This is a genomic window from Candidatus Binatia bacterium, from assembly GCA_036504975.1.
GTDB lineage: Bacteria > Desulfobacterota > Binatia > UBA9968 > UBA9968 > JAJPJQ01.
The window spans coordinates 1-26883 of the sequence record DASXUF010000057.1 but is presented as its reverse complement, the minus strand read 5'-3'; the positions used below and the strand labels follow the sequence as shown (position 1 = coordinate 26883).

The 26883-nt window shown below is 58.3% G+C and carries 19 protein-coding genes and 1 pseudogene; 14 read left to right on the top strand and 6 right to left on the bottom strand.

Features of this window, described 5'->3' with window-relative positions:
- Positions 1–42 precede the first annotated feature (42 nt).
- Complete coding sequence (locus VGL70_07580) at positions 43–909, top strand: hypothetical protein (protein HEY3303379.1); 867 nt, start codon at positions 43–45, stop codon at positions 907–909.
- A gap of 147 nt (positions 910–1056) precedes the next feature.
- On the opposite strand, the pseudogene VGL70_07575 reads toward VGL70_07580, so the two are convergent.
- From VGL70_07575 to VGL70_07565, 3 genes and pseudogenes are all read right to left on the bottom strand, one after another.
- A pseudogene (locus VGL70_07575) lies at positions 1057–1131 on the bottom strand (glutathione S-transferase).
- A 727-nt stretch (positions 1132–1858) separates the two neighbouring features.
- Positions 1859–5230, bottom strand: a complete 3372-nt coding sequence (locus VGL70_07570) for a tetratricopeptide repeat protein (GenBank protein ID HEY3303378.1) — start codon at positions 5228–5230, stop codon at positions 1859–1861.
- Positions 5231–5242: 12 nt separating this feature from the next.
- Positions 5243–7498: an adenylate/guanylate cyclase domain-containing protein gene (locus VGL70_07565; protein HEY3303377.1), complete on the bottom strand. Its 2256-nt coding sequence runs from the start codon at positions 7496–7498 to the stop codon at positions 5243–5245.
- Positions 7499–7779: 281 nt separating this feature from the next.
- Between VGL70_07565 and VGL70_07560 the strand changes: the two genes are divergently transcribed.
- The 10 genes from VGL70_07560 (at position 7780) to VGL70_07515 (ending at position 19692) form a co-directional block, all read left to right on the top strand.
- The gene (locus VGL70_07560; protein ID HEY3303376.1) at positions 7780–9036 is read left to right on the top strand and encodes a hypothetical protein; all 1257 of its coding nucleotides are present in this window, start codon (positions 7780–7782) and stop codon (positions 9034–9036) included.
- Entirely contained in the window at positions 9036–9479 is a 444-nt protein-coding gene (locus tag VGL70_07555; protein HEY3303375.1) for a hypothetical protein, read from the top strand. Before VGL70_07560 ends, VGL70_07555 begins: the two co-directional genes overlap by 1 nt.
- Positions 9480–9615: 136 nt before the next feature.
- Entirely contained in the window at positions 9616–10797 is a 1182-nt protein-coding gene (locus tag VGL70_07550) for a Rieske 2Fe-2S domain-containing protein (protein HEY3303374.1), read from the top strand.
- A 199-nt stretch (positions 10798–10996) separates the two neighbouring features.
- A complete protein-coding gene (locus VGL70_07545; protein ID HEY3303373.1) occupies positions 10997–12145 on the top strand; it encodes a cupin domain-containing protein in 1149 nt (382 codons plus the stop codon).
- Between the two features lie 164 nt (positions 12146–12309).
- Positions 12310–13377, top strand: a complete 1068-nt coding sequence (locus VGL70_07540) for an ethanolamine ammonia lyase-activating protein (protein ID HEY3303372.1) — start codon at positions 12310–12312, stop codon at positions 13375–13377.
- A gap of 138 nt (positions 13378–13515) precedes the next feature.
- Positions 13516–14235 (top strand): ABC transporter substrate-binding protein, encoded by a 720-nt coding sequence (locus VGL70_07535; protein HEY3303371.1) that lies wholly within the window; start codon positions 13516–13518, stop codon positions 14233–14235.
- 6 nt (positions 14236–14241) lie between these two features.
- Complete coding sequence (locus VGL70_07530; GenBank protein HEY3303370.1) at positions 14242–15177, top strand: ABC transporter substrate-binding protein; 936 nt, start codon at positions 14242–14244, stop codon at positions 15175–15177.
- 152 nt (positions 15178–15329) lie between these two features.
- A complete protein-coding gene (locus VGL70_07525; protein HEY3303369.1) occupies positions 15330–16400 on the top strand; it encodes an ABC transporter substrate-binding protein in 1071 nt (356 codons plus the stop codon).
- A 2-nt stretch (positions 16401–16402) separates the two neighbouring features.
- Positions 16403–17446 (top strand): ABC transporter substrate-binding protein, encoded by a 1044-nt coding sequence (locus VGL70_07520; protein HEY3303368.1) that lies wholly within the window; start codon positions 16403–16405, stop codon positions 17444–17446.
- Between the two features lie 575 nt (positions 17447–18021).
- Complete coding sequence (locus VGL70_07515) at positions 18022–19692, top strand: iron ABC transporter permease (protein HEY3303367.1); 1671 nt, start codon at positions 18022–18024, stop codon at positions 19690–19692.
- A 225-nt stretch (positions 19693–19917) separates the two neighbouring features.
- Here the strand turns inward: VGL70_07515 and VGL70_07510 are convergent, their stop codons facing one another.
- Positions 19918–20286 carry a hypothetical protein gene (locus VGL70_07510; protein HEY3303366.1) on the bottom strand — a complete coding sequence of 123 codons (369 nt, stop codon included), beginning with the start codon at positions 20284–20286 and terminating at the stop codon, positions 19918–19920.
- 142 nt (positions 20287–20428) lie between these two features.
- Between VGL70_07510 and VGL70_07505 the strand changes: the two genes are divergently transcribed.
- The 3 genes from VGL70_07505 (at position 20429) to VGL70_07495 (ending at position 22278) form a co-directional block, all read left to right on the top strand.
- Entirely contained in the window at positions 20429–21598 is a 1170-nt protein-coding gene (locus VGL70_07505) for an amidohydrolase family protein (protein ID HEY3303365.1), read from the top strand.
- Between the two features lie 108 nt (positions 21599–21706).
- Entirely contained in the window at positions 21707–21961 is a 255-nt protein-coding gene (locus VGL70_07500; GenBank protein ID HEY3303364.1) for an AbrB/MazE/SpoVT family DNA-binding domain-containing protein, read from the top strand.
- On the top strand, positions 21955–22278 hold the full coding sequence (locus VGL70_07495; GenBank protein HEY3303363.1) for a type II toxin-antitoxin system PemK/MazF family toxin: 324 nt from the start codon (positions 21955–21957) through the stop codon (positions 22276–22278). Before VGL70_07500 ends, VGL70_07495 begins: the two co-directional genes overlap by 7 nt.
- A gap of 170 nt (positions 22279–22448) precedes the next feature.
- Here VGL70_07495 and VGL70_07490 read toward each other — a convergent pair whose 3' ends face one another.
- Positions 22449–23288, bottom strand: coding sequence for an SDR family oxidoreductase (locus tag VGL70_07490; protein ID HEY3303362.1), 840 nt, complete (start codon positions 23286–23288; stop codon positions 22449–22451).
- 83 nt (positions 23289–23371) lie between these two features.
- Entirely contained in the window at positions 23372–26695 is a 3324-nt protein-coding gene (locus tag VGL70_07485) for an ATP-binding protein (GenBank protein HEY3303361.1), read from the bottom strand.
- Positions 26696–26883 lie beyond the last annotated feature (188 nt).

Below are 26883 nucleotides of genomic sequence, written 5' to 3'. Positions count from 1 at the left end.
GTCAAAAACGGAGTCGTCGGAACCATTAGAGGAACAGGTGACGTGGCCAAAGCCGTGGTCGATACTGTAAGCGGAACGTTGGTCCATAGTATCAAGGGAACGGGCGCGGTGGGCACGTCGTTGATCGAAGCTGTCTCCGATGTGGGGCGGGCTGCGATCCGTGGAGCGGTCGATGTGGGCGCCGACGTGGGATCGGCTGCAAAGGGAGCGGTCGTTGGAACCCTGCGCGGGACAAAAGAGACCAGTTTGGAGGCGTTGGAAGCCATCCGGACCGCGGCCGGCAGTGTAATCAAGGAAACGTCGGAGGTGGCCGGTGACATCGGCAACGCGGCAAAAGGCGCCATGCAAGGAGCGATAGCCGGGGCAAAGGAAATCGGACTGAACGCAACGGAAGCGACCGCTGCGGCGGCAAACGGCATCCTGAAATCAAGCAGTGAAGTTCTGTCCGGTACCGGCAAGACGGGAAAATCCTTGATCGAAGCCTCTTCCGGCGTGGTCCGCTCTGCCATTCAAGCTGCGGCGGAGGTCGGCGGTGACGTCGGTTCGGCCGCCAAGGGAGTGGTTTTGGGAGTCTTACAAGGAACCAAGGTCAGTGGCAAAGAGGCGTTAGAGATGATCAGTGCGACCAGCAGTAGCATCGTCAAGGCAACGTCGGAAGTTGCCGGGGATATCGCGAAAGCGGCGAAAGGCGCCGTTCAGGGTGCGATCGCAGGAGCGAAAGAGATCAGCCTGGACACCACCGAAGCGGCCTCGGCGGCCGCCGAGGGCGCGTTGAAGGCGGCTGGTGATATCGGCGGACAGGCCGTGAACCAAGTGCGCAAAGCCCTGACGGGAACAATCTCCGGCGTGAAAATTGTATTGAAAGAACCTTTCAAGAAAAACAATAAGGCACAAAAAAAGAAAGGCTGAGCCCGCCGCTGGGCCGGCTACTTGAATTCAACTGAATCCCGACTGAGAGCCGGTAGGAGGGGTAAAAGAGGGCGTCTCGCTAGAGGCGGCCCTCTTTCCTCCATTTTTCACCTGCCGTTATCATAATAAAACTCTTCAGTCCGTGTTGGCGTCTTCCAGCGCCAACCGGATAAACTCCCCGCGCCCCTGTATATCCGGCCGGTAATAAAGCTCGGAGCGCAAGTGAGTTCTCCTCAGTTACAGCCATTCTGATGGCCAAAAAAAGAAAGGCTGAACTCCCCGCAGGTGTTCGAAAGGAGGTGGGCATGGTTGTCCTCTTGACCTGCCCGCTAATGGGGTGAGGTGACCCCGACCCCCTGGCGCTGCCCGTCATTTTGCCGCCGGGAGAATCAACGAGATCGAAAACGCTGGGCTCTTTTAGCGACAAGGATTTATACAAGCGTAGTGGCCGCTCGTGTCCGGGTCGGCGGAATGAAAATACCACTTATTTTTGTACGGGCCGTCCTTGTGACATGTACGCTGAGTAGCGCCATCACTACAAACACCACCAAGAAACTCAGGGGTTGCAATGCTCAGGAGCTGTGCCGATGGCGTTGTCAGCTTGCATGTCTCTGATCCTGAACCGCACAGATCTCTTGGGGTGCCGCTAGGGGTTACAACCCTTATTGTTAAAGGTTCACCGTCTTTACCTCCTCCGCTCACCAGTATTAAACCCTTGACACCCAAGTCTGTGAATGTTTTTTGGACCCCCGGCGGTACATCTACCTTTTGTTGAATCACGTTAACGATGTCGTCCGACGCTTTTTGAGAGAAATAAGCGCAGCCGAGCGGCGCTAGCAAGAGCACAGCTACACCCGACGCGATGGCGACGTTCCGTTTTATAACAGTCATTGTTTTCCTCCTTCTGTTTTTTTGCTGGATGATTCTTTCATCTTCTCGCATATTCAGTCTAGAATGACAAGTTAAATCGAACGAAGACGGTAAAATCGGGTGGAAAGGGCAAGGATGACGGTAGACCGGTTCGCTGCTGGGACCTTCTATCTTGCAACCCCTCATAGCGGTAGTTTTGATCCAGTATGTTTAGGAATTGCACCTCCAAAGTTCCCAAACGTTTAGGCAGCCGATAACCCAGACTCAGGTCTAAAAACGTTGCGTGGTCACTGTCGGATCCTGTATCGAGCGCAACCTTTTGTTTAAGGTAACTGGCGCGAAGTTTTGCCAAAAACCCCGACGGACTGAAATAAGAAACGCCGAAAGGAATAATTTGGGTGTCGGTGTTGAGCGGTCCAAACGGTTCGAGATTTTTGAACTTCTCCCTTGAGTACTCGATTTCAACCGCCCAGCGCGGATGAGGCGTCACTTGCAGATAAGCTCTATAGAGAGACTCTCTCCAATTCTCTTCGATGTTTCCGGGACCCGCTACCGGAATCGTTAGCTTCCTTTGAGAAATTTCTACGCCGCCGGAGACATCGCGACTAAAACGATGGTCTAGGCCCACACCCCACCTCTCGGACCTCGTTCCCGTGAAGTCATCGAATAATTGGTTAAACCCTGCGACTTGGGTGGGCTCGAGTGTTTGATTGAAGAAAGACGAGCGTTTGAATGTCCTGAACCAGGCGGCCCTAAACAGCGTGTCGCCGAAGATATTCCATAGCACGCCGAACTTAGGGTTGACACGATGCATTTTCTTGGTAAAAGCGTCACCGTCGAAAACGTCGCCGCTCAACCCCAATGTCCAGCTCACGGATGTCCAGCTCACGGATGGAAACTGAATTCGCGAATATACGTAACCGTTGCCGTGCTTGGTTCTTTCTCTTAGCGAGAAACTTCCGCTTTTAAAGCCTTGGTTCAATCGATAATATCCACCGCCGAGAGTGGCGTTAAAGATTTTTTGTCGATAGAGATATTGCAATTCTGCGAGAGGCCCATCGCTGGTGATGGATGTGTCGGGCGAACCGGGAAAAACTTTAATCTTCCTGACGTCATCGAGATAAATGAACGAACCCAACAAGTCGGATCCTTTCAACGGTGACACACGGAGGCCAACACGATACGTTTCAGAATCTGATGCCAGGCGAAGATTCCGTCGGAAAAACAGGTCGGCGGCGGTCGGTGAAAATACCGAACTTAAATCGCCGCTCTCGAGATCGCGATGGCGCACCTCCGCTTGTACGCTCAATTTGGGCGAGACGGCCGCTTGGACGAAAGCGTTGTAGATGTTAACGTTCAGGTCGTTATTCTTCCGAAATCCATCTGTTTGGAAATGAAACTGCCCAAGGCTGTAGGAGAGATCGTTCCAAACACCAGACTGCGTTACTTCGTCGCCGATAGTAGTATTGCTTCCAAAAACACCAGATGCTTGCAGCGCGAAGCGGTTTCGTGTGAACAACGGATTGAATTCATTGAATGATGGAGATGACGGGCCACTGCCCTCCAAAATCAGCAAGTTGCTTTCGGCGAGAACAGGCTGCACAGGAGTGATATTAATCGGCTGTAATAGCTGTGACTGCAGCAATTCACTCACCCGAGCAATTTCATGCCGCGGCAACGCAGCATAATTATCCGCCAACAACCTATGCGCCGAATAATTACTAGGATCGGTATTAACCGATTTCCACCCTTCCACCAACCCCAGCTCCTGAAATCCGAGGTCATTATAGATGCGTCCAAGACTGGCGCTCCGTGCGGCGAGATCCTCGTCGAGCAACAGGCGTGACCGGTAAACTGCCCGGTTGTCGTTCAATTCAATGGCTTTCCGCAGGTCCTGCAAGGCTTCGACCGGTCGATTGGTGGTTTGCTTTCGGATGGCATCGTAGAAATATGGGGTCGGATCTTTCGGATCCAGCGCTTTAGCCATCTCGTATTGATCGGCCGCCTGCTGGTCTCGTTTTTCCTCGAAATAGGCCTTTCCCAGATAGCTTCGGATGAGTGCGTTGTCAGGGTCCAGGCTCACGGCAATTTCAATTTCCCGTCTCCCCTCTTGCAGATCACCTTCCCGGATCTTTGCCAGACCGAGGCCCAGCCTTGGGAGGGGGTCGGCCTGGTCGAGTTCGATCGCTCTTTCAAAAGCCTTCTTCGCCTCAGCGGTCTTGACCTGCGTCAGATAAGCGAATCCCAAAACCGTTTGCGTCCTCGATAGATTGGGATTGAGCGCCGCCGCCTTTTGCGCCGCTTCGAGACCTTTGTCCAGCTCGGCGAATGACATATGAAGCTCGGCCAGCCTGGCCCAGGCGAGGGCATTGTCCGGACTCACTTGCACCGCTTGCTGGAGACTGCTCCGCGCGCCCTCGAGATCGAAATTTGCCTGCTGAGCGTAGGAGAGCGCAATCAACGCCGAGGCGGACTTCGGGTCAGCCGCGACCGCCTTCTTGGCGATATCGAGCGCTTTCTCTTTTTCATTTTGCGCGACCGCGATGACGGCCTGCAGCGCCAAGGCATCGCCGAAGGCCGGATTTAAGCTCAGCGCGCGCGCGAGGTCTTTGCCGGCCTCATCGACGCGTCCCACGGCCAGCAGTAACGAGGCGCGATAAGCGAAAACGCGCGGCTCGCCGACAGCATCCGGAATTCCCTGGATACTCTCGAAGGCCGCCTGAATATCATTTTTCCTGTAGGACTCGATGGAATTTCGAACCATCCCTTGCCAGTCGGGTTGGAGTTGAAACTCCTCGGGGCGAATGTAGACGGCCGGCGGATAATATAATGTCCACTGGACCGCGTCCCGAGGCCGCGCGACGATCGTGAAGACGGGCGCTCGGCCTTCGGCGGCTACAGCCGATTCGCCGCTTGTGATCGCGAGGCTCCCGGCCTGATTCTCGGCCAGCACCTTGCCATCAAATATCGATATCAAGGCCCTATCCTCGTCAACTCTTATCAAACCCTCGGTCCCCTCCACCCCCGCGTTGACGAAGGCCGTGCGCACTTCCAAGTTCCGGGGAAGACGGCTGAAGAAATAAATAGCTCCTTTGATCAGTTCGATTACGGATGTCCTTTGTTCCTTAACTCCTCCCAGGGTGATCGTGCTGTTCTGGTCGAGACGGAGGATCGGTTGGTTGGCCAAGACGACGTCCGCACGGCTTCTCTCACCGACTTGAATCCTATCGCCGGGGCAGTAGGTGTCATTCAACCGAGCCGGCCGCCACTGTGTCTGGCCCGCCCTTCGCGTTTCTACGTTCCCCTGGACCGAAACCATTTTTGCAACCCACGGTTCGCACGTCGTGGCGGCGCCGGAAACCGCCGCGTAAAACAATCCCGTAAGAAGAACCGCGCTCAAATACACCCACAACTTTTTCATGACCGCCTCTCTTTTTTGGATCGGCTGCATAGGAGCGCCTCGCTATTTTTCCTGCAATTGAATGATGCCTTCCCAGGGTTCCCCAGGCGGATTCTTTTTATAGTGCTCGCAAAGCCTCAGGTAAAAGCTCGACAGGGCGTCTTCTCCTGAGTACTCAACCGACTGCTGGAATTTTTCTTTTGCCTTGTCCCAAGACTGTTCTCGGAAAGCCCGCAGCCCCTCGGAAAAGATCGCGCAAGCCTTTTTCTGGTTTTCCTGGCACTCTTCCACGCGGCACAACAATTCGTGCACCTGGATCGGCTGTGCCTTTCCTTTGAGCCGAAATCTTCCCGCTTCCCGCGTCAGGAAACCGTCGAGTCGATGGATGGCCTCTTCGGACACCAATATCTCGGTGCCCAGGTATTTATTGAGACCGTCCATTCGCGACGCCGTATTAATGGTGTCGCCCGTGACGGCATACTCGTAATGATCCCCGGCCCCTATATTGCCGAGGAAAATTTGTCCGGCATGGACGCCGACGCGAGTGGGAAGTTTCAGGGTCTTCAAATCCCGATTGAACTCATGCACCGCCTTGGCGAGGCCCAGAGCGGCCCGGCACGCTTGTTCCCTGAGCTTGGCCTCGGGCCGCGCGCCCTTCCAGATCGCCAGGATCGAATCTCCCTTCAGATCGACGACGAGCCCGCCGGTTTGCTTTACCGGCTCCAACGTGGCCTCAAAATATTTCTGCATCAGGTCGCTTAATTCCCGCGGGGCCATCGTTTCCGACAGGTCGGTGTATCCAGCGGCGTCCGCATAGAGACAGGCCCCGTATATCGTTTGCCCGCTTCTTTTGATCCCGACGATGTTTTTTGCCAACTCGTCCACCAGCTCGTTCGGAATATAGTAAGTAAGAGCCTTTCTGATATTCTGGCGCTCCTTGTTGGTCTCAACGTAGTTCCACAACACCGCGCCGAAAAATCCGAAGGGCGCCTGCAAACACAGCGGAATAAGAATGGGGTACCAGGTGCCGGCGGCTTTAAATTGATGCTCGGCGAGCAAGAGATAAAGAAGGCTCAAGCCTACGATCACCGGCCCGGCGACTACGGGAGCGGCCATACGACAAACGAGGCCGACGAGGATGCCCCACGCCAGAATGATGAGGATGTAAGCGCGCGAGCCGACCGGCTGCACGGGCGTGTCTTCCAGAAGGTTGGCGAATGCGGTTGCAGCGATTTCCACGCCGCTGATAAATACGCCGTTGGCCCGTGAAAAAACCGTGTAGAAGCTGTCCTGTCTTTGCGTCAGCAATATTTCCGAAAGACCGACAAAAACGGCTTTGCCCTTGAGGTCTATCTGGGAATCGCCGCTTGAGCCTTCGCCGAGCCGCAAGGCCTGATAATACGGCAGGGTGCTGAAAGTGCGGGGCGGCCCGTAGTAATTCAGGTATCGGCGATTGACGCCGCCGTACATATGGATAAGAGATTTTAGCAACCGATACTTCTTGCCATCGCTCTTGACAAGATTTGAGCGCTCCAACTCTGCGGCCATTTTTTTTTCCAGCGAGGGATCGCTTTCAAAAATTCCCCGGATGTCTCTGATGAATCTTACCGCGCCCTTTTCTTTTATCGCCGTATCGGGGTCGCGTGAAATTTTGGCCGCTTGATTGGGACTTACTTTTTCCAATAAACGGAAAAACTCACCGTATGCCGGCAGAGCATAGATTTGGAATGCGACCGCGGGGAAGGTCGGCGAATCTCCCGAACCGGTATGGAAGGTCCAATATTGGCTGACTTTGACGGGCATTCTGGGAAGAACGAAAGGCGCCGTGGCGACAGCCGACCGTGAAAGAGCAGGAATGGGCTTCACCGGTCTCACGATGCTGTGCTCTCCCATAGGAGACCTGCCCGTGTCCGATACGGACACCGTTTCCTCTTTAAGGGGTTCGGCAAGCACGACGTTACGAGCTTTTTTAATCGCCTCAGCTAAGGAATTGTCCTCGTCCGGGGAACCGGGGTCTATAAAGTACAGGTCGAAGGTAACGACCTGAGCGCCTGCTCTCGCCAGCTTTTCAACTAAACGCGCATGGAGCGAACGAGCCCATCTATCGGGATTGCGCGACACGTCAAGTTGCTCGGAGGACTCGCTGTCGATGCTGACGACAACGACGTCCGATGGCGCTTTTCTGATTCCCCTCAGGCCGAACAGCAAGCTCAGACCCGCGTCTTCCTCGAGGTCATGCGCGGCGTGGAAAAAACTTAACGCCACTCCCGCAGTCCCTATGAGAAAGCCCAGGAATGCGGATTTAGTTAGGCGCGACATTTTGCAATGCCCGACGAGATCGAACGGTCCAACCAAACAATGCCGTAAAATAGGGCAGGTTTATAGCGAGTGTCAACCCGAAAGAAAAGGATCGCGAGGCGAAGCCGCTTACGACAGCCGCGCCGCGAAGCGCGCAGCGGTTATTTTATGGCGCTGTAATTTATTAAATGAGCGACGCTACGCGGAGGTGATTGGAAAAAATCCCGCGAAATTTACCGCTGTGGTTGACAAGGATTTTTACGGGGAATATTGTTCGACGGAGGGAACGCGGAGCGAAAAAAATGGTCGCCGCGAAGGAACAATCCCGCGCTCGGAGCGCCGAAGTCACGCGCGCCTACGCGCGCTCGGAATTGGGGCGCGAGATCATCCGCCGCGAGATCGTCGAGGGCGCGCAGATCAAAACCGGCGACCAGGCGCTTCTTCTATGGGAGACGGCGGTCGCGGACGGCATCGATGAAATCGTCCGCGTCGCGGCCGAGATCGTGCGCGAGCTCGGCGCCAAACCCATTATCATGCGGCTCGAGGAGCACATCCCGCTGCGCCGCGGCACGGCGCCCGGCGCCTGGAGCTATCTGGAAAAATTTCAGCCGGCGCCGGCGGTCGTGAACGCGATCCGCGGCGCCGACGTCGTTTTGGATTACACCCGCAACAGCCGCGGCGCGCAAAAGTACAACCAGGTATTTTACACGCTCAGCATGTACTACGGGAAGCGCATCTGCGCGCATTGCGCAGTGGAAGCGCCCGAGGTCCTGAGCGACGATCCCGAAGCCCCTTTCGCGAGCCCCGAAGCGCTCAGCTATCCCAGCGAATTGCTGCGAGCCATCGGCAGGCGCGTCAGTGAAATCCTCATCGCCGCGGCCGAGGCGCGCGATACCTTCAAGCTCACCAACCCCTGGGGCACCGATCTCCGTTTTACTGCGCTCCCCGGCGACGTTTCGCAGCCGTTCGGCGGCATCCGCCGCTATCCCGCGGCGAATTCTTTCGACTTTGCCGGCGACGACAACAACCGCATCTGGAACGCGCTCGCGGGATTCGCCATGACGCAGGCGTGCGACGGCGTCTGGATGGCGAAGCACTCGACGCTCCTCGGCGGAGTGTTGGGCAAGCCGGTCGCGGTGAAATTTAAAGACGGACTCATCGTCGGCGCCGACGGCGGCGAGGAAGCCAAGAAGCTCCTCGACATCATCGCCGACGAGCCGAGCGGCGTGCACGCGATTCTCATGGGGCTCAACCCCAAGGCTGCGCCGTTCCGCAACGGCGAATACATGCTCGACAACAACGGCGCGGGCGTCGGCGCCTGCCACATTGCGCTCGGCGGCCCGGGTTTATTTTACCGGCACGGCGCGTGGGGCGCCGTCGGGAACAAGCACTTCCAGCTCGGAAACATTCCTAAAATATCGCTGTGGGCGGGAAGCCGTTGCGTCGTCGAGGAGGGAAGACTTTTGGCGCTTGCCGATCCGGTGATAAGAAAAGAGGCCGGGCGCTTCGGCGACGCGGAGAAGCTTCTCCGCCAGTTCGATTGGTCGGAGGCGGTGTGATGGAAAGGGCGGCGCGGCTTTTCTGCGAGCTTCTTGTGCAGGTGCTCGATCATCCCGAAGGCCTCGCGACCGCACGAACCTTCGACCGCACGTTTCAGTTCGACTTGAGCGACGGCGCGCCTTTTTATGTCGAGGTCAAAGGCGGCAAGATCAAGTACGCCGAAGGCGATTCGGGCCTCGACTGGCAGTACCGCGACTGGAAGCGTGCGACCTGCGTCCGCACTTCGACGCGGGTTCTCGAAGAGGTCGTCTCCGGAAAGCGCATCATCAGCGACGCGTTCTTCGATCATGAAATCGGTTTCGCCCCGCGCCGGCTGGCCGATCCTGAGACCAGCGCCGGGGCGATCGTCGCCTGGTTTTATACGCTCGTGCGCCTTGGGCTCGAACAGGCGCAGAAGAAGGCGTGGGAGCGGCATCGTTCGAGCTTGTTCGGGGGGAAATGACAGGCTGCTGAAAAAGCCTCCGTTCGCCCTTCGACACGCTCAGGACGAACGGAGGAGTGAAAAACGTTGACGAATTTCCGTTCATGCTGAGCCTGTCGAAGCATGAGGGGTTCTTTTTCGACCGGAGGTTCACAACATGCCATCGGTCAAGAGCATCACGCGCAATAAGAAGTCCGCGCGGCGGCCGGCGCAAAAATTCGACTACAAGGATTTCAGCCGGACCGGCCCCGGCACGCTCGCCGGACGGTATCTTCGCAAGATGTTCTGGTGGCCGGTCTACCGCTCGCAGGACTTGAAGCCCGGCCGCGCGGCGCCGATCCGGCTTCTGTGCGAAGAGTTCGCGCTTTATCGCGGCGCCGGCGGCGAGGTCCATGTCTTCGAGCCGCGCTGCCCGCACCGCGGCACGCTTCTTTCGACGGGCTGGGTCGAAGACGACTCTCTGCGTTGCTTCTACCACGGCTGGAAGTTCAACTCTGCGGGACAATGCATCGAGCAGCCGGCCGAGAACAATCGCTTCGCGCAAAAAGTAAAGATCCGAAGCTATCCAGTCAAAGAATACCTCGGGCTCGTCTTCGTCTATTTAGGCGACGGGGCGCCGCCGCCGTTTCCGCGTTACCACTTCATGGAAGAGCGCGACGAGAGCGAGTGCGTGCGCGCGGTTCTGACCGACGTCAAACCTTACAATTTTCGCAACCGCATCGAGAACAGCGTCGATCCGGTTCACGTCGCGTTCGTGCACCGGAATTCCGAGTACCGCGGTCTCACCGGATGTCCCAGGGTGGAAGCTGAAGAGACGGACTACGGCATGATTCTCCGCGCGATCCGGCCCGACGGCTCGGTCCGCGTCACGCAGTTCGAGATGCCGACGCTCCTTTATATCAAGCAGGGGCCGCGCTCGCCCGAGGAAAAAGGCTGGCGCGATTTTCTCAACTGGCGCGTGCCGATCGACGACGAGACCAACCGGGGATTTTCCGTGACGCTCGCGCGCCTCTCCGGCGACTCGGCCAAGCGCTTCATCGAGCAGCAAGAGGCGCGGATGCAAAAAGATCCGGCGCTGGAGATCGGCGAGGCCGTGCTGGCGGGGAAGATGCACGTGGACGACATCACCGACCTGCAGCTCGCCGTCAACGTTCAAGACTACGTCGCGCAGCGCGGCCAGGGCGTGATCAGCGGCCGCGCCGGCGAGCGCCTCGGCCGCTCGGACGCGGGCGTGATCCTGCTGAGAAAAATCTACGCGCGCGAGATGAAGACGATGGCACAAGGGAAAAAAATGAAGCGCTGGAGCCCGCTCGTCCCCGCAGCGACGATCGGAACATAGCCTGAATGATTCATTGGCTGAGGAAGAAAATGCGCCTCGCGCAAAGGCGCAAAGGTCGCCAAGGAAGAAGAGAAGGAATCAAAGCTTTGCGTGCTTGGCGTCTTGGCGCGAGAATGATTCGGCTTCGTGCTCTTCGGATAAACTTTGACCACGAAGCACACGAAGGAATCAGTGAATGATCCCGGAATAGGAGCACAACATGGCGGAACGCAAAGTCGGCGCGCGCCGACGCGAAACCGGTTATGATCGCTGGATGAAACAGGAAGGCTTGCCGATCGTCGAGGGACACGGCGTCACCGACGTCCGCTCGCTCGACCTCGGACCGTGGAAGCGGCTCGGCGGCAGCGGCGCCTTCGTGCAACTGTTCGGGATGGACGGTCTTACCGGCATGTACGTGGCGGAAATCCCGCCGGGCGGAGCGCTGAACCCCGAGAAGCACATGTACGAAGAGGTGATCTACGTTGTCTCGGGTTCGGGCGCCGTCGAGATAGGGGACGAGAAGCAAAAACCCGTGACGCTCGAATGGCAGGAGGGCAGTCTCTTCGCCCCGCCGCTCAACGTCCGGCACAAGCTCTTCAACGGTTCCGGCAGCGAGCCGGCGCGCTTTGTCGCCATGACGAACGCGCCTCTGGTTGTCGATCTTTTTTACAACCCGGATTTCATTTTGAATTGCCCGTTTCCTTTCACCGACCGGTTCGACGGCCGCGCCGACTATTATAAGGTGGGCGAGCGCATCCTCCGTAACGACGGATACGGCATGCTGTGGGAGACCAACGCGATTCCGGATCTTCGCACCACCCACGTCGACGTTCAAGGCGACGCGAAAGGCAAAGGCGTTTTAACCACGGGCTTCGAGCTTTCGGGCAACGTCCTCGCCGGCCACATGGCCGAATGGCCGGTCGGCATCTATCACAAAGCCCACTACCACGGCGGCGGCGCCGTCTTCATCATGCTGCGCTCGCGGGGTTATACCTTGCTGTGGCCGCGCGAAGCCGGCATGCATCCATATAAGAGCGGCCAGGCGCACAAGGTCGTGCGCATCGATTGGCGCGAGGGGAGCGTGCTCAGCCCGGCGAGCTCGTGGTTCCATCAGCACTTCAACACCGGCGCGGAGCCGGCGCGCCTGGTGGCGATCCGCTACGGCAGCTACCGCCACGACGTCGCCTTTCACGCGGCGCAGTCGCGCGAGGGAACGCTCGTCGACATCAAGCTCGGCGGAACAATGATCGAGTACGAAGACGAAGATCCGGAGATCCGGCGGCAATTCAAGGAAGAGCTGAAAAAGAACCGGGTAGAATACCGCATGGAGGAAGCGAGTCCGCAGTCGAAGGCATTGGTAGGCTCGTGAAAAAGAGTTTTCGTGCTTCGACGGGCTCAGCACGAACGGAAAATCGCCGAACGATTTAACACCGCTCCGTTCGCCCTGAGCATGTCGAAGGGTGAACGGAGAGTGCTCAGGAGGCTAGTAGTCTGAGCGCGCGTCACATCGACGACCAGAGGAGACAAGGATCCATGGAAGAAAAAGAACAAAACCCGCCGCCGAAGTCCGCCTACGATTTGTGGCAGGAGGAGCAGGGAATACCGGCGTACCGCGGCCACCATATCGAAGATCTTTACGGCGTCAAATTGGGTCCGTGGCCGTGGCTCCAGGGCAACGGCGCTTTTTTGAACCTCGGCGAACAAGTCAACGACGACGCCTGGGTGATCGAGGTCCCGCCCGGAAAGAGCCTCGCGGCGGTGCGGAACCTCTTCGAGATCCAGTTTTTTGTTCTGAGCGGCCGCGGCTCCGCCGAAGTATGGCAGCCGAGCAAGCCGCCGCGCGTTTTCGAGTGGAGCCCGGGCAGTCTCTTCGCGACGCCGCTGAATAGCTACTACCGTCTGCATAACGGCGACGGCAAGGAGCCGGCGCGGCTCTTTGCCGTGACGACCGCTCCTACGATGATCAATCTGCTGCGCGACCGCGAGTTTATTTTCAACAACGACCACGTCTTTGCCGACCGCTACGACAACGAAGAAAATTATTTCACGGGACCGGGGACGTACATGGGGCCGCGCACGTGGAAGACCAACTTCGTCGCCGACGTGCGCAACTTCAAGCTCGAGGAGCGCTCCGCGCGCGGACACCGGAGCACGTACATCCGCTTTTCTATCTCGAGCAACGTGATGGCGGCGCACATCGCGGAATTTGAGGTCGGCACGTATAAAAAAGCCCACCGGCACGAAGCCGGGGCGCACGTCGTCGTGGTCTCCGGCACCGGCTATTCGCTGATGTGGCCGCCGGGAGGAAAGCCCACGCGCTTCAACTGGCGCGACGGCAGCGTGATCTCGCCGCCCGAAGGCTGGTTCCACCAGCACATGAACATCGGCCCGACGCCCGCGCGTTACCTCGCGCTGCGTTGGAACAGCCCGGAATTTCCGCGCCTGAGCCACTGGATGGCCGACCGCGGCGAAACCGGCGGCTACGAGCAGATCGAGTACGAGAACGAAGATCCGGCGATTCGCCGAGAATTCGAAGCCGAGCTCAAGCGCCGCGGCATCGAAGCCCGGTTGCCCGAGTTCAAACGGAGAGCCGCGGGATGAATCACGCGAGAAACTTTTTTCGCCGTCCGGCGTTTCTTGCTGCGTCGGCTTTGATCCTATGGCCGCTCGCGGCCGAGCTTCGAGCTCAAACGACGGCGGACGCTTACGGCAAGCTCGAAAAGCTCGGGGCTTTCCCCGATGATGAAGGCCGGGGTGCTCGCGCGCTACAAATCGCCGGAGCTCGCCAACTATGACAAGGAATTTTTCGATCCCGAGGGCCAATGGGCGACGGCCTTTTTGTTCGAGTGGCTTTTCGCCTACAACACCAACTTCGTCGACGCGCGGTTTTTACCGGCAAACTACCTGAACCTTCTCGATCCCTATTGGAAGGGAAAGCTCGTGATGGACCCGCTGCCCAATAATTTCATCAAGGGCGCGCTCAAGGTTTACGGGGAGACGAAATCCTTGGATCTCTTTAAGCGGTTGGTCGAGGAGCAGGGCGTCCAGTTTCGGCGCGGTCGGACCATGCAGATTCAACTGCTCGCGGCCGGCGAGTTTCCGGCGGCGGCGGAAAACTTGATCGCGCATATCAAACGCTTAAAGTCCCAGGGCGCGCCGGTAAACTATCACTACATTTATCCGACGGTGTTGACGGTGAGTCCGGTCAGCATCGTAAAATCCGCGCCTCATCCGCATGCGGCGGCGCTTTTCGTCGATTATCTGCTCTCGCGCGAAGGCCAGACCGTCATGGCGGAAGCGGGCTATTCCGTGGCGCAGAAAAAAGTCGGCGTCGTCGAGGAAAAAGCGCGCAAGGCGCGCGTGGTGATCGCGCCGGAATGGGAAGCCGAAGCGGGCGATAAAGTGACCAAGATCGCCAAAGAGTATTTCGCGCAGAGCTCGCGCGCAACAACGAGGTAATTATTTATGGCGAATGAAATTCGCGCCGGCGCCGGCTTCAACGATTGGAACCATCTTTTGAATCTCCTGATCGCCGAGGCGGAAGGGTACTTTCGGGCGGAAGGGCTTTCCGTCAAGCCGGTCGTCACCGGCAGCGACGAAAAGACGGTGGAGGCGTTAGAGAGCGGCAGCGTCGATGTCGCGGTCGACACCACCGCCAAGCTTCTGCTCAAAGCGCGGAGCGGCGGCGGAGACATTTACGTCGTCGGCGCGCGGCGGAAAAACTCGGGCTTCACGCTGTTCGGACCTCCGGGCGCCAAGACGATCGCCGATCTCCGCGGGAAGACAATCTCAGCGACCCATCCCGGCGGCGAGTCGGACACGCAGATCCGCGTGCTGCTGCGGCGCGCCGGCCTCGACCCCGACCGCGACGTCGTGATCCAATACGAGATGGATACCAAGCACGAGAATTGGGCGCTGGTCGACGCGCTGATGAGCAGGGAAGTGGACGCGATTATTCTGGCGCCGGTGCGCGCCATGGAAGAGAAGCTCCAACAGGGCGGCTACCCGGTTCTGGCCGATCTGCGGACGGCCAAACCGCCGCGTCAGGACCGGCTGCTGGCGGCGAATGGAAAGTTCGCGCGCGAGAAGCAGCCGGCGCTCAAGGCGTTTTTAAAGGCCGTCGTCCGGACGAATCTTTTTCTTAAAGATCCGGCCAACCGGGAAAGGATCCATAAAATCATCAACGACGCGGGCTACAACGAGCCGAAAGAGCACTTCGATTCGCTCTACGAGCCGCTCGTGGGCTACCGCCTTCAGCCCGACGCCGCGATCGATCTTCAGGGATTCGACCTGGTCGTCGAGGAAGAAAAAAGCTTCGGCCGCATCCCCGCGTCGTTTCAAGGCGCGGAGGCGCTTTATCTCAAGCCGCTCGAAGAAGCGCGTCGGGAGTTGGGCCTTTGAAGCGTTGCAAGCCGCGAACGGGGGTGATTCTTTGCGGTCTTGGCGTCTTGGCGCGACCCTCACCCTCTCCCGCGAGCGGGAGAGGGTGAGGGAGAGGGCATCTCGCGCAAAGGCGCAAAGAGCACTAAGGAGAAAATAAGGAATAGGATTCGATGCCCAATTTACGGCTTGCGTGTGCTTGTCAGCTCTTCTTTCTTTTTCTCGTCGCGGTCGACGCCGCGGCGCAAACGACCGACGCCGTCTACGCCAAGCTGGAATCCCTGCAGCCGGAACAGCGGCGCCAGTTTCTCATCGAAGGCGCAAAAAAAGAGCGCGCGCTGATGCTCTACTCGACGCTGACTCAGGCTCCCGTCATCGACGCCGCGATCGAAAAGGCCTACCCGTTCTTGAACGTCCAGGTCTGGCGCGAGGGACGCGGCGCCGCGGTCGCCGATCGCGCGCTGGCCGAAGCGCGCAGCGGGCGCCTTCTCGGCGACGTCACGGTGGGGGCCAATTCGGGGCTTTTTCCCATGATCAAGGGCGGGATTCTCGCGCGCTATCGCTCGGACGAAGCCGCGCACTACGACAAGGAGTACATGGATCCCGACCGTCTTTGGTCCACGGCCTTTTTTTTCGAGTGGGTGTTCGCTTACAACCCGACCTTGGCGGACAAGAGCAAAGTGCCGGAGACTTACATGAACCTCCTCGATCCTTACTGGAAGGAGAAGCTCGTCGCCGATCCGCTGCCCAATAGTTTCATCAAAGGCGCTCTCAGAGTCTACGGCGAAAAAAAAGCTTTCGATTTCTTTAAACGGCTGGTGGAAACCCAAAACCTGAGTTTCCGCCGCGGGCGGACGCTGCAGGCGCAATTGATCGCCGCGGGCGAGTTCCCCGCCGCGGTGGAGATCGCCGTCACGCATCCCAAGCAGATGAAAGCGAAGGGCGCGCCGATCGACTATCACTATATCTATCCGACGCCGGTGACCTTGGCGCCGTTGAGCATATTCAAAGCTGCGCCCCATCCCCACGCCGCGGCCCTGGCGGTGGATTATCTCCTGTCCAAAGAAGGGCAAAAACTGATCGCGTCGTTGGGGTACTCCGTGGCGCGGAAGGACGTGGACGTCCCCGACGAAGCGGCGAAAAAAGCGCGCGTGGTCATCCCCCTCGATTGGGAATGGAAAATGACCGACGAGGTGCGGCGTATCGCCAAAGAGTATTTCGCCCTGAAGTCGCGCGGAGGATGACCATGGCGGCCGCGGAAAGAAAGACCGTTCGGATCGGACCGTCGCATTACCACGTCGGCCACGTTGTCCCGGCGATGATCGCCAGGGAGATGACCTACTTCGAAGAAGAGGGATTCCAGCCTTACGACCTTTACTTCGGCGGCCTCATCCCGGCGATGGTGGAAAAAATCGCGCTGCGCCGCGCGATGACGGAAAAAGGCGTGGATATCGTTCCGGACGTGAAACCCTCGGCGGTCTTTCACCTGGCGAGCCGCGGCGAGGATGTCTTTATCGTCGGCTGCTGGCGCAACCGCCAGACCTTCCGCTTCTTCGGCGCCAAGGGCATTAAAGATCTCGCGGGACTCAGGGGCAAGCGCATCGGCATCCGCGACTTCGGCGGCATCGGCCAGACCGTCCTCAGGCCGCACCTGAAGCGCGCCGGGCTCGACCCGGAGAAGGACGTGATCTATGTCCGCGGCGCGCGCTTTCATCCGCATGAACATCCGGAAGAAGCGCTCCGCGCCGGAGAAATCGATTGCATGCATCTTCAGGACTTCGATTCGCGCGGCGCGGCGCTTGAGCGCGAAGGCTACCCGGTGCTTTTGGAATCGAGAAAGCTGTATCCGGGCGGCCGGCCCGACCGGGTCATCATCGCGACGCGCCGCATGGTGGAAAAAGACGGCGACCTTCTCACAGCCTATCTCAGGGCGACGCTCCGCGCCTATTGGTTCCTCACCGACTACGAGCGCAATCGCCCGTATGCGGAAGCGCTGGTGCGGCGTCTGCGCAAGGCCTGCCTGGACGAAGAGGAAGCAAGCCGCAGCGGCGTCGAGGGCGGCGGCAGACTCGTTCTCCCGTACGACGGCGCGCCCGGCGTCGAGGGACTCAAACAAATGGCGGAGGAAGCCAAAGAGACGGGCGACCTCGATCCGAGCTTTAATCTGGCTTCGATCCTGCGCCTCGAATTCGTCCAGCGCGCTTTCCGCGAGCTGGAAGCGCGTCCGGGGTTGAAAGAAATCAGAGAGCGAGTCAAGGCGATTTACCAAAGCCGGGAGGCGGCGGGCTAAAACCGTTCGGGTATCGTGCGCGATGCCGGCGCCAACCGCTCTGCCCATCTTTACGTCAGGCACAAGGTCGTGCCCGAGAGCGCCGAGTGAAAAAATGACTGGAAGCACGGACTATAGTCGTCACGGGTCTGACTTTGTGTGCTTCGTAATACTATGCTTAATAGTTTTCGCGGTTTGCGCAAATTTACCGGTCGCCCGTAGCTGTTAAAGGGCGGGGATTTGCTCGCGCCAAGACGCCAAGAACGCAAAGAAATCGAGGAATCCCCCTTCATCCCCCTTTGACAAAGGGGGAAAGAGGGGGATTTGAGGAACCTTGGTGCCCTTTGCGTCTTTGCGCGAGATATTTCGACTTTTGGTTGCGGCGTAGCCGCGCTGGGCTCTTCGTGGTGAGAGGATTTTAACCACCCTTCGATGGACTCAGGGCGGTGAGCTCAGCCGAACGGACACGAAGGTCTGGAAGTAAGACGGAGAAAAGCCCTGAACGTGACTCCGAAAAAATTGACCGGCTGATTTTCTCTGAAAAGTTACTCACCCGACATATGACGAGGTGGCTTCGAAAAATCGACGGAGGAACCGTGATCCTCGTCGTCGCCACCGTCATCGTGATCTACCTTACGCTGATTCCGATCGTGATGGTGACCTACGGGAGCTTTCAGGACGGCCCGCCGGGAACGCAGGCGGGCTTTACCTTGAATAACTACGTCAAGGCTTTCGACAATCCGAGACTCTTCCGCTCGATGGCGAACTCGCTCATCTTCGCTTTGGGCGGCGGCAGCCTGGCTTTTGCCATCGGCGCATTTCTGGCGTGGACGACCGAGCGGACCAACACGCCGTTGAAAGCGCTCGTCTACGCCGCGGTCTTCACCGAGATCATGATCCCGGGAATTCTCGAAAGCGTCTCTCTCGTCCTCCTCTATAGCCCCAAGATCGGCCTGGTGAATATCTACCTCATGAAATTTTTCGGCTGGGAGCAGGCGCCCTTCAACGTCTACAGCATGGGAGGAATGATCTGGGGTTTCGGCGTCGGCAGCTTCACCACGCCGTTTCTGCTCATGGCCACCGCCTTCCGCTCCATGGACCCGTCGCTGGAAGAGGCCGCGATCATGGCCGGAAGCGGCGTCCTGAAAACGATCTACCAAATCACCTTGAAGCTCATCCTGCCGGCCACGCTCGCGACCTGGCTCTTGCTGTTCATTCGCGGCATGGAGACGTTCGAGGAGCCGGCGATTTTAGGGCTGCCCGCGGGCATCACGGTGCTGGCGACCGAGATCTATCTCGCGGCGCGCGAGGCGCCGACCGACTATAATCTCGCCGCGACCTTCGCCATCGTCTACCTGCTGATCGCCCTCGTGGGTCTGTCGATCTATTTTCGCGCGACGCGCTTTTCCGAAAAATACGCCGTGATCACCGGCAAGGGATTTCGCCCTTACACGATCGACCTGGGCCGCTGGCGCTGGCTCACGCTCGCTTTGACGCTGTCGATTCTCACCGCGGTGCTCTTTCTGCCGGTCCTGGTGATCCTCTACGCGTCTTTCCTTCCCTGGTACGCGCCGCCTTCCGCCAAGATGTTCAACATCATGACCCTGGACAATTATCGCTGGCTCGCGACCTACGACGTGATCTTGCGGGCGCTCAAAAATAACCTCGCGGTCGGCGTGGGCAGCGCCACCTTGGCGGTTTTTTTCACCTCGATCGTCGCCTGGATCGTCATCCGGACCAGGATCCCGGGGAAGAGATTTCTCGACGCGCTGGTCTTCTCGCCGATCGCCTATCCCGGCATCGTCTTCGGCCTGTCGCTGATGTGGCTTTATCTTACGATTCCGATTCCGGTCTACGGCACGCTGTGGATTCTCCTGATCGCCTACGTCACCAAATACATGCCGATCTGCATGCGCGCCTGCAGCGTCTCACTGACTCAGGTGCACCAGGAGCTGGAGGACGCTTCGCAGATGAGCGGCGCTTCGTGGTGGTACACTTTCTCGCGCGTCCTGGTGCCGCTGATCCTGCCGGGATTGCTCGTCGGGTGGGTTTACGTGTTGACGCTCACCTTCAAGGTGCTTTCGCTGCCCGTCCTCCTCGGCCATGCGGGGACCGAGGTCGTGCCGGTGCTCATCTTCGACCTCTACGAAGCCGGGCAATATACGCGGCTCAACGCCCTCGGCGTCGTGGTCGTTATCCTGGTCACGGTGCTGAGCCTGGTCGCGCGGCAATTGACCCGCCGCTTCGGTCTCGAAGATATTCGCTAGAAGCAGTCATTAAGCGGCGGCTCGAGCAGGCCTGGGCCACAAAACCAAAAGGGGGTCCGGCGAACCGGGACCCCCTTTTGCCACCCGCCCCTAGCTTGCGCCAGCCCCCCTCACCACATTCGAAAAGCGGCTGTTGGCTGAAATTAAACAGTCACGATCACATAGGACAAACCGAGCAGTCTGTCAAGGGGGTACTGAGCCTCGGATAGGGGCTCGGGAACGAACTCAGGGATTCTCGGATGGAGTCGCTTGGCACTCGTTACAGAGCGCGCCGACTTTCGGCGGGACTTCCAGCTCGACATAATCGTCGACCGGCCACTTGGAGCAACGCGGATTGAAGTGCCAGGTTTCGCCGTTTCGCGGCTTTCGGTAGATAGCTTCAATTTCTTCTCTGAGGTCGAAGATCCGGTGCAGTTTGCTTTGTTTATTGTAGAGGGGTCCGGGAGCGATGAAAGGCTTCGTAGAACAATGAGGGCAGGGCGTGACCGAAGCGACCGCCAAAACTCTATCGAGCGTCAGATGCCGCACCGTAAATTTGCGGCTACACGAGTAACAGCGGAGAATGATCGTCCACTGCGATTTCGCTGCCGACATCGTGTCGAACTATATGGAAGAATTGACCCGGTTCCCATTAGGGTTTTTACCTGAGCGAAATCTCAGCGTTGCTTGACAGCCGTTCAAGCGGAAAAGTATAGGTAGATCTGCAACGAAGCTGAGCGATAACGAGGCGAGCGACATGATCATCGACTGCGACAGCCATTTCATGCCTCCGGATGCCTTCGACGATCTCGACGGACGTTTTAAAGAGCGCGCGCCGAAGCTCCGCATCGGCGACGATGGACTGTTGAAAGACATCGTCTTTCCCGGCATGCCGCCCAAGGTGCCGGGGACGACGCCGTTCGGCGCGCCCGGCTCGGGTGCGATCATAAAGGGGCTCTGCGATATCGAAGTGCGGATGGCGGATTACGAAAAGCTCGGCATCGAGCGCCACTTTATTCTGCCGCAATTGACCGGCTGGTGGTCTTATTTGATTGAAGCCGAGCTTGCCGTCGCGATGGCGCGGTCGTACAACCGCGCGATCCTCCGGCTCATGCAGCGCTATCCGGGAAAAATATCCGGCGTGGCGCTGGTGCCGCTGCAGGACGTCGAAGCGGCCATCGCCGAAATTAAGTGGGCCAAGGCGAATGGATTCAAGGCCGCCGCTCTCGACAAGGTTTATCCGGTGAAAGAGCACCCGTTCGGCGAGCCGCTGGGGAACCGCGCCGAGCTGAGGCCGTTCTTCGCCGCGGCCGAAGCGATAGCGCTGCCGCTATTCCTCCACAACGTTCAGCATGGCCATCGGGCGAGCAACTTTCTCGCGTTTCAGCGAAACGGCCTCCACGTCTTCGCGCCGCAGGAAGGGCAGATGAGTTTGGTGTCGCTCATCACCAGCGGCCTTTTGGACGAATTTCCGCGGCTGCAATTCATCTTCACCGAGAACGGCACGGGATGGATCAAGCCGCTCGTGCGCCGGCTCGACAAAGTCCTGGACGGGAGCTTCATCGACTACGACGCCGAGGCCGACTTGTCTGACAGCGACGGGAAACCGGGCAAATTAGCGGAGCGGTTAAGGAGCTTGCGGGCGTTTCTTCCGCCGGAGGAATTCCTGGAGAAGAACAAGAAGCCGGCGAGCCACTACTTCAAAAAAAATTTCTCGTTCACCATCGAGACCGAAGAGCCCGAACTTCCGGAAGCCATCGAGTTTCTCGGCGCCGAGCGGTTTCTCTTCGCGACCGATTACCCCCACGACGACCCCGGCGGGCGCATGAAGTTCCAGGACGTCGAGCTTCTCCGTACTAATGAGAAAATCTCCGAAGACGCGAAAGAATCCATCCGCCGCCTGAACGCCGAAAGACTGTTCGGCTAGCAGAAAACTTAGACTCGCCAAGAAGAGCAGCGGCATGGGGGCCGGCTGTTGACGCCGCTCAATTTTCGAGGTAATTACTTAGTGGTTACGTCCAAAAAAAGGTGAAGAATGAAAATAAGTGTCGTTCGAATAGGAAACTCCCGTGGTATCCGCATTCCCAAAACCATTCTCGATCAGTGTCAGCTTGGCGACACTGTTGAGCTGGGAGTGCGCAATGGTCAGTTAGTGGTCAAGCCCGCTGCGAGACCGCGAGCCGGATGGGAAGAGGCTTTTCGTCAGATGGCCCGGCAAGGAGACGATAAGCTCTTAGATCGAGAGTCTTTATCTGCCACGCAATGGGATAGAACCGAGTGGAAATGGTAGTCTCTCGCTTCGAGGTCCACCTTGTACGCCTAGATCCAACCGAAGGTCGCGAAATCCGTAAAACCCGCCCTTGTCTGGTTATCTCACCTGATGAAATGAATCTCCACATCGGCACCGTCATCCTTGCGCCGATGACCACAAAGGGCCGTCCTTATCCCACAAGGATACCTGTCAGATTCCAAAGAAAAGAAGGGCAAATTGTTTTGGATCAAATTCGCACTGTGGACAAGATTCGACTGGTGAGGCGGTTGGGAAAGATCGATCAGGCCACGGCCCAGAAGGTCCTGGCGATTCTAGGAGAAATGTTTGCGCCCTAAGTCATTAGACGGCGCGGAAAGATTTCTCTTCGCGACCGATTACCCCCACGACGACCCCGGCGGCCGCATGAAGTTCCAGGACGTCGAGCTTCTCCGTACTAATGAGAAAATCTCCGAAGACGCCAAAGAATCCATCCGGCGGCGGAACGCCGAAAGACTGTTCGGGTCGCTCAATCTGCCGGAAGGCGGCCGTGAGGCCGTGGCATCGGAATCGCCTTTTCCAGCATCCGGCCGAACGTGTTTACCCCTCGCTTGCGCGCTAAGAGCCGGCGGAATACCAACACGACCAGCTTGTTGATCGTACCGGGAATGACGGAAGAATCTTTCCCGAGCGCGTCGATCCCGGCGGCGACCACGGGCGCGACGTCCATCCACGGAAGCGGAATGCGGGAGAAGTCCACGCCGGATTGCGCCGCGTTCTCGGTCAAGGCAGTGCGCGTAATGCCGGGAACCAGGACGGTCACATCAATGTTGTGTTTCTTGAGCTCGTAATGGAGGGACTCGCCGAAATTGAGCAAGTACGCTTTGGTCGCAGAATAGGTGGCCAGATAGGGGGTCCCTCCAAATCCGACAATCGACGATACGAAAATGATTCCGCCTCTGCCGCGTTGCCGCATCAGACCGCCGTAATAATGAGCCAGCCGCATGGGAGTGACGGCGTGGAGTTGGACCAGGCCGGCGCCCAGCACGGGATCCTGGTCGAGGAAAGGCCCGTGCATCTCTGTACCCGCATTGCTGACGAGCAACCCGATCTCCAGCCCTTTCGTTGCGTCTGAGAGCCGTTTCGTCGCCTCGGGCAGACTGAGATCGGCATCAACGGTTTTGGCTTGGATGCCTTTTGTGTCGCGTAGTAACTGGGCAATCGCGTCCAGGAGGGACTTTCGCCTGGCGACCAGCACCAAGTTCATCCCGCGCTCGGCGAGCTGGACGGCAAACTCTTTGCCGATGCCGGAAGACGCGCCCGTCACCAAGGCCCACGGACCGTATCGTGATTGAAAATCCCATTGCATTGGCACCGAGATCAACCCTCAGCAAGACCCCTGTGTTCAGCTCTGTGTGAGTGCTTGACCTGACAATCAGCGTTCACGCTAGACTACTCCTTCAGCCGGCTTATGTCGTAGGCCGTAATAGTGCGGTGAATGCCTTTCAATTGGAGCGGGCCCACAGGTTCTCCCTCCACGATCCCTCCCAAAAGATGCACAATCCGTTCCGGAACAAGAATCTGCCGGTGCTTCGCTTCGGCACACAGGCGGGCGGCCAAGTTCGTGACCGTACCGATGGCGGCATAGTCATGACGATCCTGAAAACCAACTAACCCGAGGGTTGCATAGCCGGTGGCGATTCCTATACCGACGCCCAAGTCGACGCCATTCCTGCTCCACTTTTGGCAGAGGCCGCCAACTCGAGCGCGTATCGCGACGGCCATCCGAACAGCTTGCTCCACGTGATTCGGAATTGGCACAGGGTCATTGAAGAAGATCATCACAGCATCACCGGCATAGCGTTCCAACGTGCCCTGGAACGTCGAGACGAGGGCGCCGATTTCAGCTTGATAGTCACGCAGCACGGCCATCAACTCCTCCGGCTCGGCAAGCTCTGCGAAGCGCGTGAAGTCTCTCAGATCAACGAAGAGTACGGTGATTTCCCGTCGATGCGCCTTCAGGAGTTCTTCACTACCGCGAGACAACACGCCCCTGGCTATTGGCGCCGGCATGAATTTCGACAGCTTCTCCATCCGCAGCTCGTGCAGCTGGCGCTCCTGCGCTCTGGCCCGGATGAGATTGCCCACTCTCGCCAACACTTCATGCTCGTCGAATGGCTTTGCGATATAGTCATCCGCGCCGGCTTCCAAGGACTCAATCCGGGCCTCAGTGCCAGCCCGAGCAGTCAGAAAGATCACAGGTATCGTTTGCAACTGTGCATCCTTGCGGACCTCACGCAGCAGATCATACCCGCTCATCTGTGGCATCATGACGTCGGTCAGAATCAATTCCGGCCGGTTTATCCTCGCCTGTTCCAACGCCGTTTTCCCGTCGTTCGCCAGCACGACGCTATAGGCTTTGCTCAGGATGCGGTTCAAGTAAGCCCGCAAGTCTGCGTTATCGTCCGCGACGAGCACAATCGGGCGCGCTCCAGCATCCGGCGCGTCCACATCGGCCGGCGTCTTCTTTTCCGCCGCACCCGCGGCCGTCATCGTGGGCAAAAATCCCTGGTCGTCCTCAAGAGACCTCAGCTCCTCCAACCGCACGTTTCCTCGGGGGAGCCGAATTTTGAAGGTCGAGCCCTGCCCCGCCTCACTCTCAACCGACACGGTCCCGCCATGCAGCGTGACGATTTCTTTCACCAGCGCCAACCCGATCCCGCTTCCCCCGTACCGGCGAGTCTCGTTGCGTTCCACCTGGAAGAACCGATCGAAGACGTGATCCAAATGCTCACGAGGAATTCCGATCCCATTGTCCTCCACGGTGAGTTCAACCCAGTCGCCTATCTCTTTCACCCGGATCCACACCTGCCCCAGATCCGGATCACTGAACTTGAACGCGTTCGACAGCAGGTTAAACATGACCTTCTTCAACTGAGCTGGATCCGCCTCGACCAACACCGGAGTCGTGGTCCCACGAAGCGTGACCCTTCGCCAGATCGACGGCTCAAAGTTCGACTTGATGTCCTTGATCAGCACCGTTAGATCGAAGCACTGTTTGTTCAGCCTGCGTTGTCCGGCATCCAACCTCGTTAGATCGAGCAGCTCATTGATGAGGTACAGAAGTTGCGCGTTGTTTCTCAACGCCACGTTCACGAGGTCCTGGTGATCCTGGGACAGGTTCGCCTTGGTGAGGTGCGAGAGGGCTCCCAAGGTTGATGTCAGCGGTGTACGTAACTCGTGATTGATGTTCGCGAAGAACGCGCTTTTCGCGCGGTCAAGTTCCTGCAGCCGCTCGTTGGCGGCCTCGAGTTCGGCCGTGCGCTCTCGAACCTTGGCTTCCAATCCGGCGATCAACTCCTCGATCCGGCGGTACGCATTGGTATTGTCGAGCGCGATGGCAACTTGGCTGCCAACGGTTCCTATCAGGTCCAGATCGTCCTGGGTGAGGGGGTTCTCCTGGGTTCGATCGACGGTGAGGGAGCCCAGCACGGCATCCTTGACCTTCAGCGGGACCGAGACCAGGGACTTGGCTTGCACCATGGCCACAAGCTGCTGATGGAGGGGATGGATGCGATCCCACATCTGGTGGATGTCACCTACCAAGATCGGCTCCCCCTTGAGGAGGACCGTTCCCTCGATGCTGTCCGGATCCGTCACGGGGATCTCGAGCGAGCGGGCGAACGCCGCGACGTCGTCGGGCACGCCGCGAATCCGGATATCATGCGCTACTCTCCGGTCATGATCGAAGAACGTGATCATAGCCCGGTCGTAGTTCAACTTGTGGGTGATCGATTGCAGAACTCTCTCGACCAGCGCTTCCCGGTCCAACGTTGAGACGAAGACCAGCCCGGTTTCATGGAGAGCGGTCAACTGATCCACCCGCCGCTGGAGTTCCGCGGTGAACTGTTGTTGCCGAACGTTAACCTCTTGCAATTCCACATGCCTGGTGTCGAGAGTGCGAATTTGCTCCTCCATGAGGCGTTGCTGTTCCTCAATTTCCTGGTGAAGGATCTTCCGGGCGAGCGACACCATGGCCCGGCGCAACGGGCCACCGCGTCCTTTCACGGACCACGTGACTTCCCATTCGCAACAGTCGTCGCCTTCCGCGATGCAGCGCCGATCCTTCACGGTTGCAGGCGGCAGATGATGAAATTTCTCTGGCACCCCGGCGAGGTATCCTTTGTGAGCGAGGCAGTACATAACGGCGCAGGCCCGAAGGTATTGGCCGAACTGCCGTAGTGCGCGGTCGCCGAAGCGCAGCTGGATAATCGCCGAACCGTTGGAGACTTGTACGGCTTCACTATAGAAGCCGTCGTTGGCGAACCGCTGGGAGAAATAGGCGGACATCTTATAGATCTGAGGGACCGAGAATGGCCGGCCCAGCACCTGGATGACAGGCGAGATTGCTTTCTCCCGGCCCATGTTGAACGAAAACTGCGGGTCCCCCGAAATGTCCCAACAAAACTGAGTCAAAAACACTGCGAACTCGGTGGAGAAACTATTCCAAAGGTTCTTGAGAAAATCGGCGGTCACATGAAAGGCGCGATCGGGAATGCGCTCGTTCAGACGCTGCACGAGCTCCTCGACCGCCCGGCGACCCGCTTCCTGACCATGCACCCGGCTCACGGATTCTTCCAAGTATTCCACCAAAGCTCGTATGACCACGCCGTTGATGTCGCGAATCGCGGTTCCATCCGACTCCTTGCCGAACGGTTGAAACTCCATCATGCCTTTCTCGGTGATGGGGTGGTCTTTGGAGAGAAGGGTCGTCACGGCTTCCGTTCTATCGGTTGGTCAGGAGGCCCTCAAGGGAGCGCGTCGGCGCGGGGTCGCAGGAAATGTCGGATGCTTCGAACGAGTAGTCAAAAGACAAACGCCTACGGCGTGGTCGTGATTTTAGCGGTTGCAATTACATCGCCATTGAATATCACCTTCAGGTCGCCCGATTTTGTATAGTGTCC

Coding starts and splice junctions, on each gene's coding strand:
- VGL70_07570 (HEY3303378.1), bottom strand. CDS start 5,230: ATGCAGCCGATCCAAAAAAGAGAGGCGGTCATGAAAAAGTTGTGGGTG.
- VGL70_07565 (HEY3303377.1), bottom strand. CDS start 7,498: ATGTCGCGCCTAACTAAATCCGCATTCCTGGGCTTTCTCATAGGGACT.
- VGL70_07560 (HEY3303376.1), top strand. CDS start 7,780: ATGGTCGCCGCGAAGGAACAATCCCGCGCTCGGAGCGCCGAAGTCACG.
- VGL70_07555 (HEY3303375.1), top strand. CDS start 9,036: ATGGAAAGGGCGGCGCGGCTTTTCTGCGAGCTTCTTGTGCAGGTGCTC.
- VGL70_07550 (HEY3303374.1), top strand. CDS start 9,616: ATGCCATCGGTCAAGAGCATCACGCGCAATAAGAAGTCCGCGCGGCGG.
- VGL70_07545 (HEY3303373.1), top strand. CDS start 10,997: ATGGCGGAACGCAAAGTCGGCGCGCGCCGACGCGAAACCGGTTATGAT.
- VGL70_07540 (HEY3303372.1), top strand. CDS start 12,310: ATGGAAGAAAAAGAACAAAACCCGCCGCCGAAGTCCGCCTACGATTTG.
- VGL70_07535 (HEY3303371.1), top strand. CDS start 13,516: ATGATGAAGGCCGGGGTGCTCGCGCGCTACAAATCGCCGGAGCTCGCC.
- VGL70_07530 (HEY3303370.1), top strand. CDS start 14,242: ATGGCGAATGAAATTCGCGCCGGCGCCGGCTTCAACGATTGGAACCAT.
- VGL70_07525 (HEY3303369.1), top strand. CDS start 15,330: ATGCCCAATTTACGGCTTGCGTGTGCTTGTCAGCTCTTCTTTCTTTTT.
- VGL70_07520 (HEY3303368.1), top strand. CDS start 16,403: ATGGCGGCCGCGGAAAGAAAGACCGTTCGGATCGGACCGTCGCATTAC.
- VGL70_07510 (HEY3303366.1), bottom strand. CDS start 20,286: ATGTCGGCAGCGAAATCGCAGTGGACGATCATTCTCCGCTGTTACTCG.
- VGL70_07505 (HEY3303365.1), top strand. CDS start 20,429: ATGATCATCGACTGCGACAGCCATTTCATGCCTCCGGATGCCTTCGAC.
- VGL70_07500 (HEY3303364.1), top strand. CDS start 21,707: ATGAAAATAAGTGTCGTTCGAATAGGAAACTCCCGTGGTATCCGCATT.
- VGL70_07495 (HEY3303363.1), top strand. CDS start 21,955: ATGGTAGTCTCTCGCTTCGAGGTCCACCTTGTACGCCTAGATCCAACC.
- VGL70_07490 (HEY3303362.1), bottom strand. CDS start 23,288: ATGCAATGGGATTTTCAATCACGATACGGTCCGTGGGCCTTGGTGACG.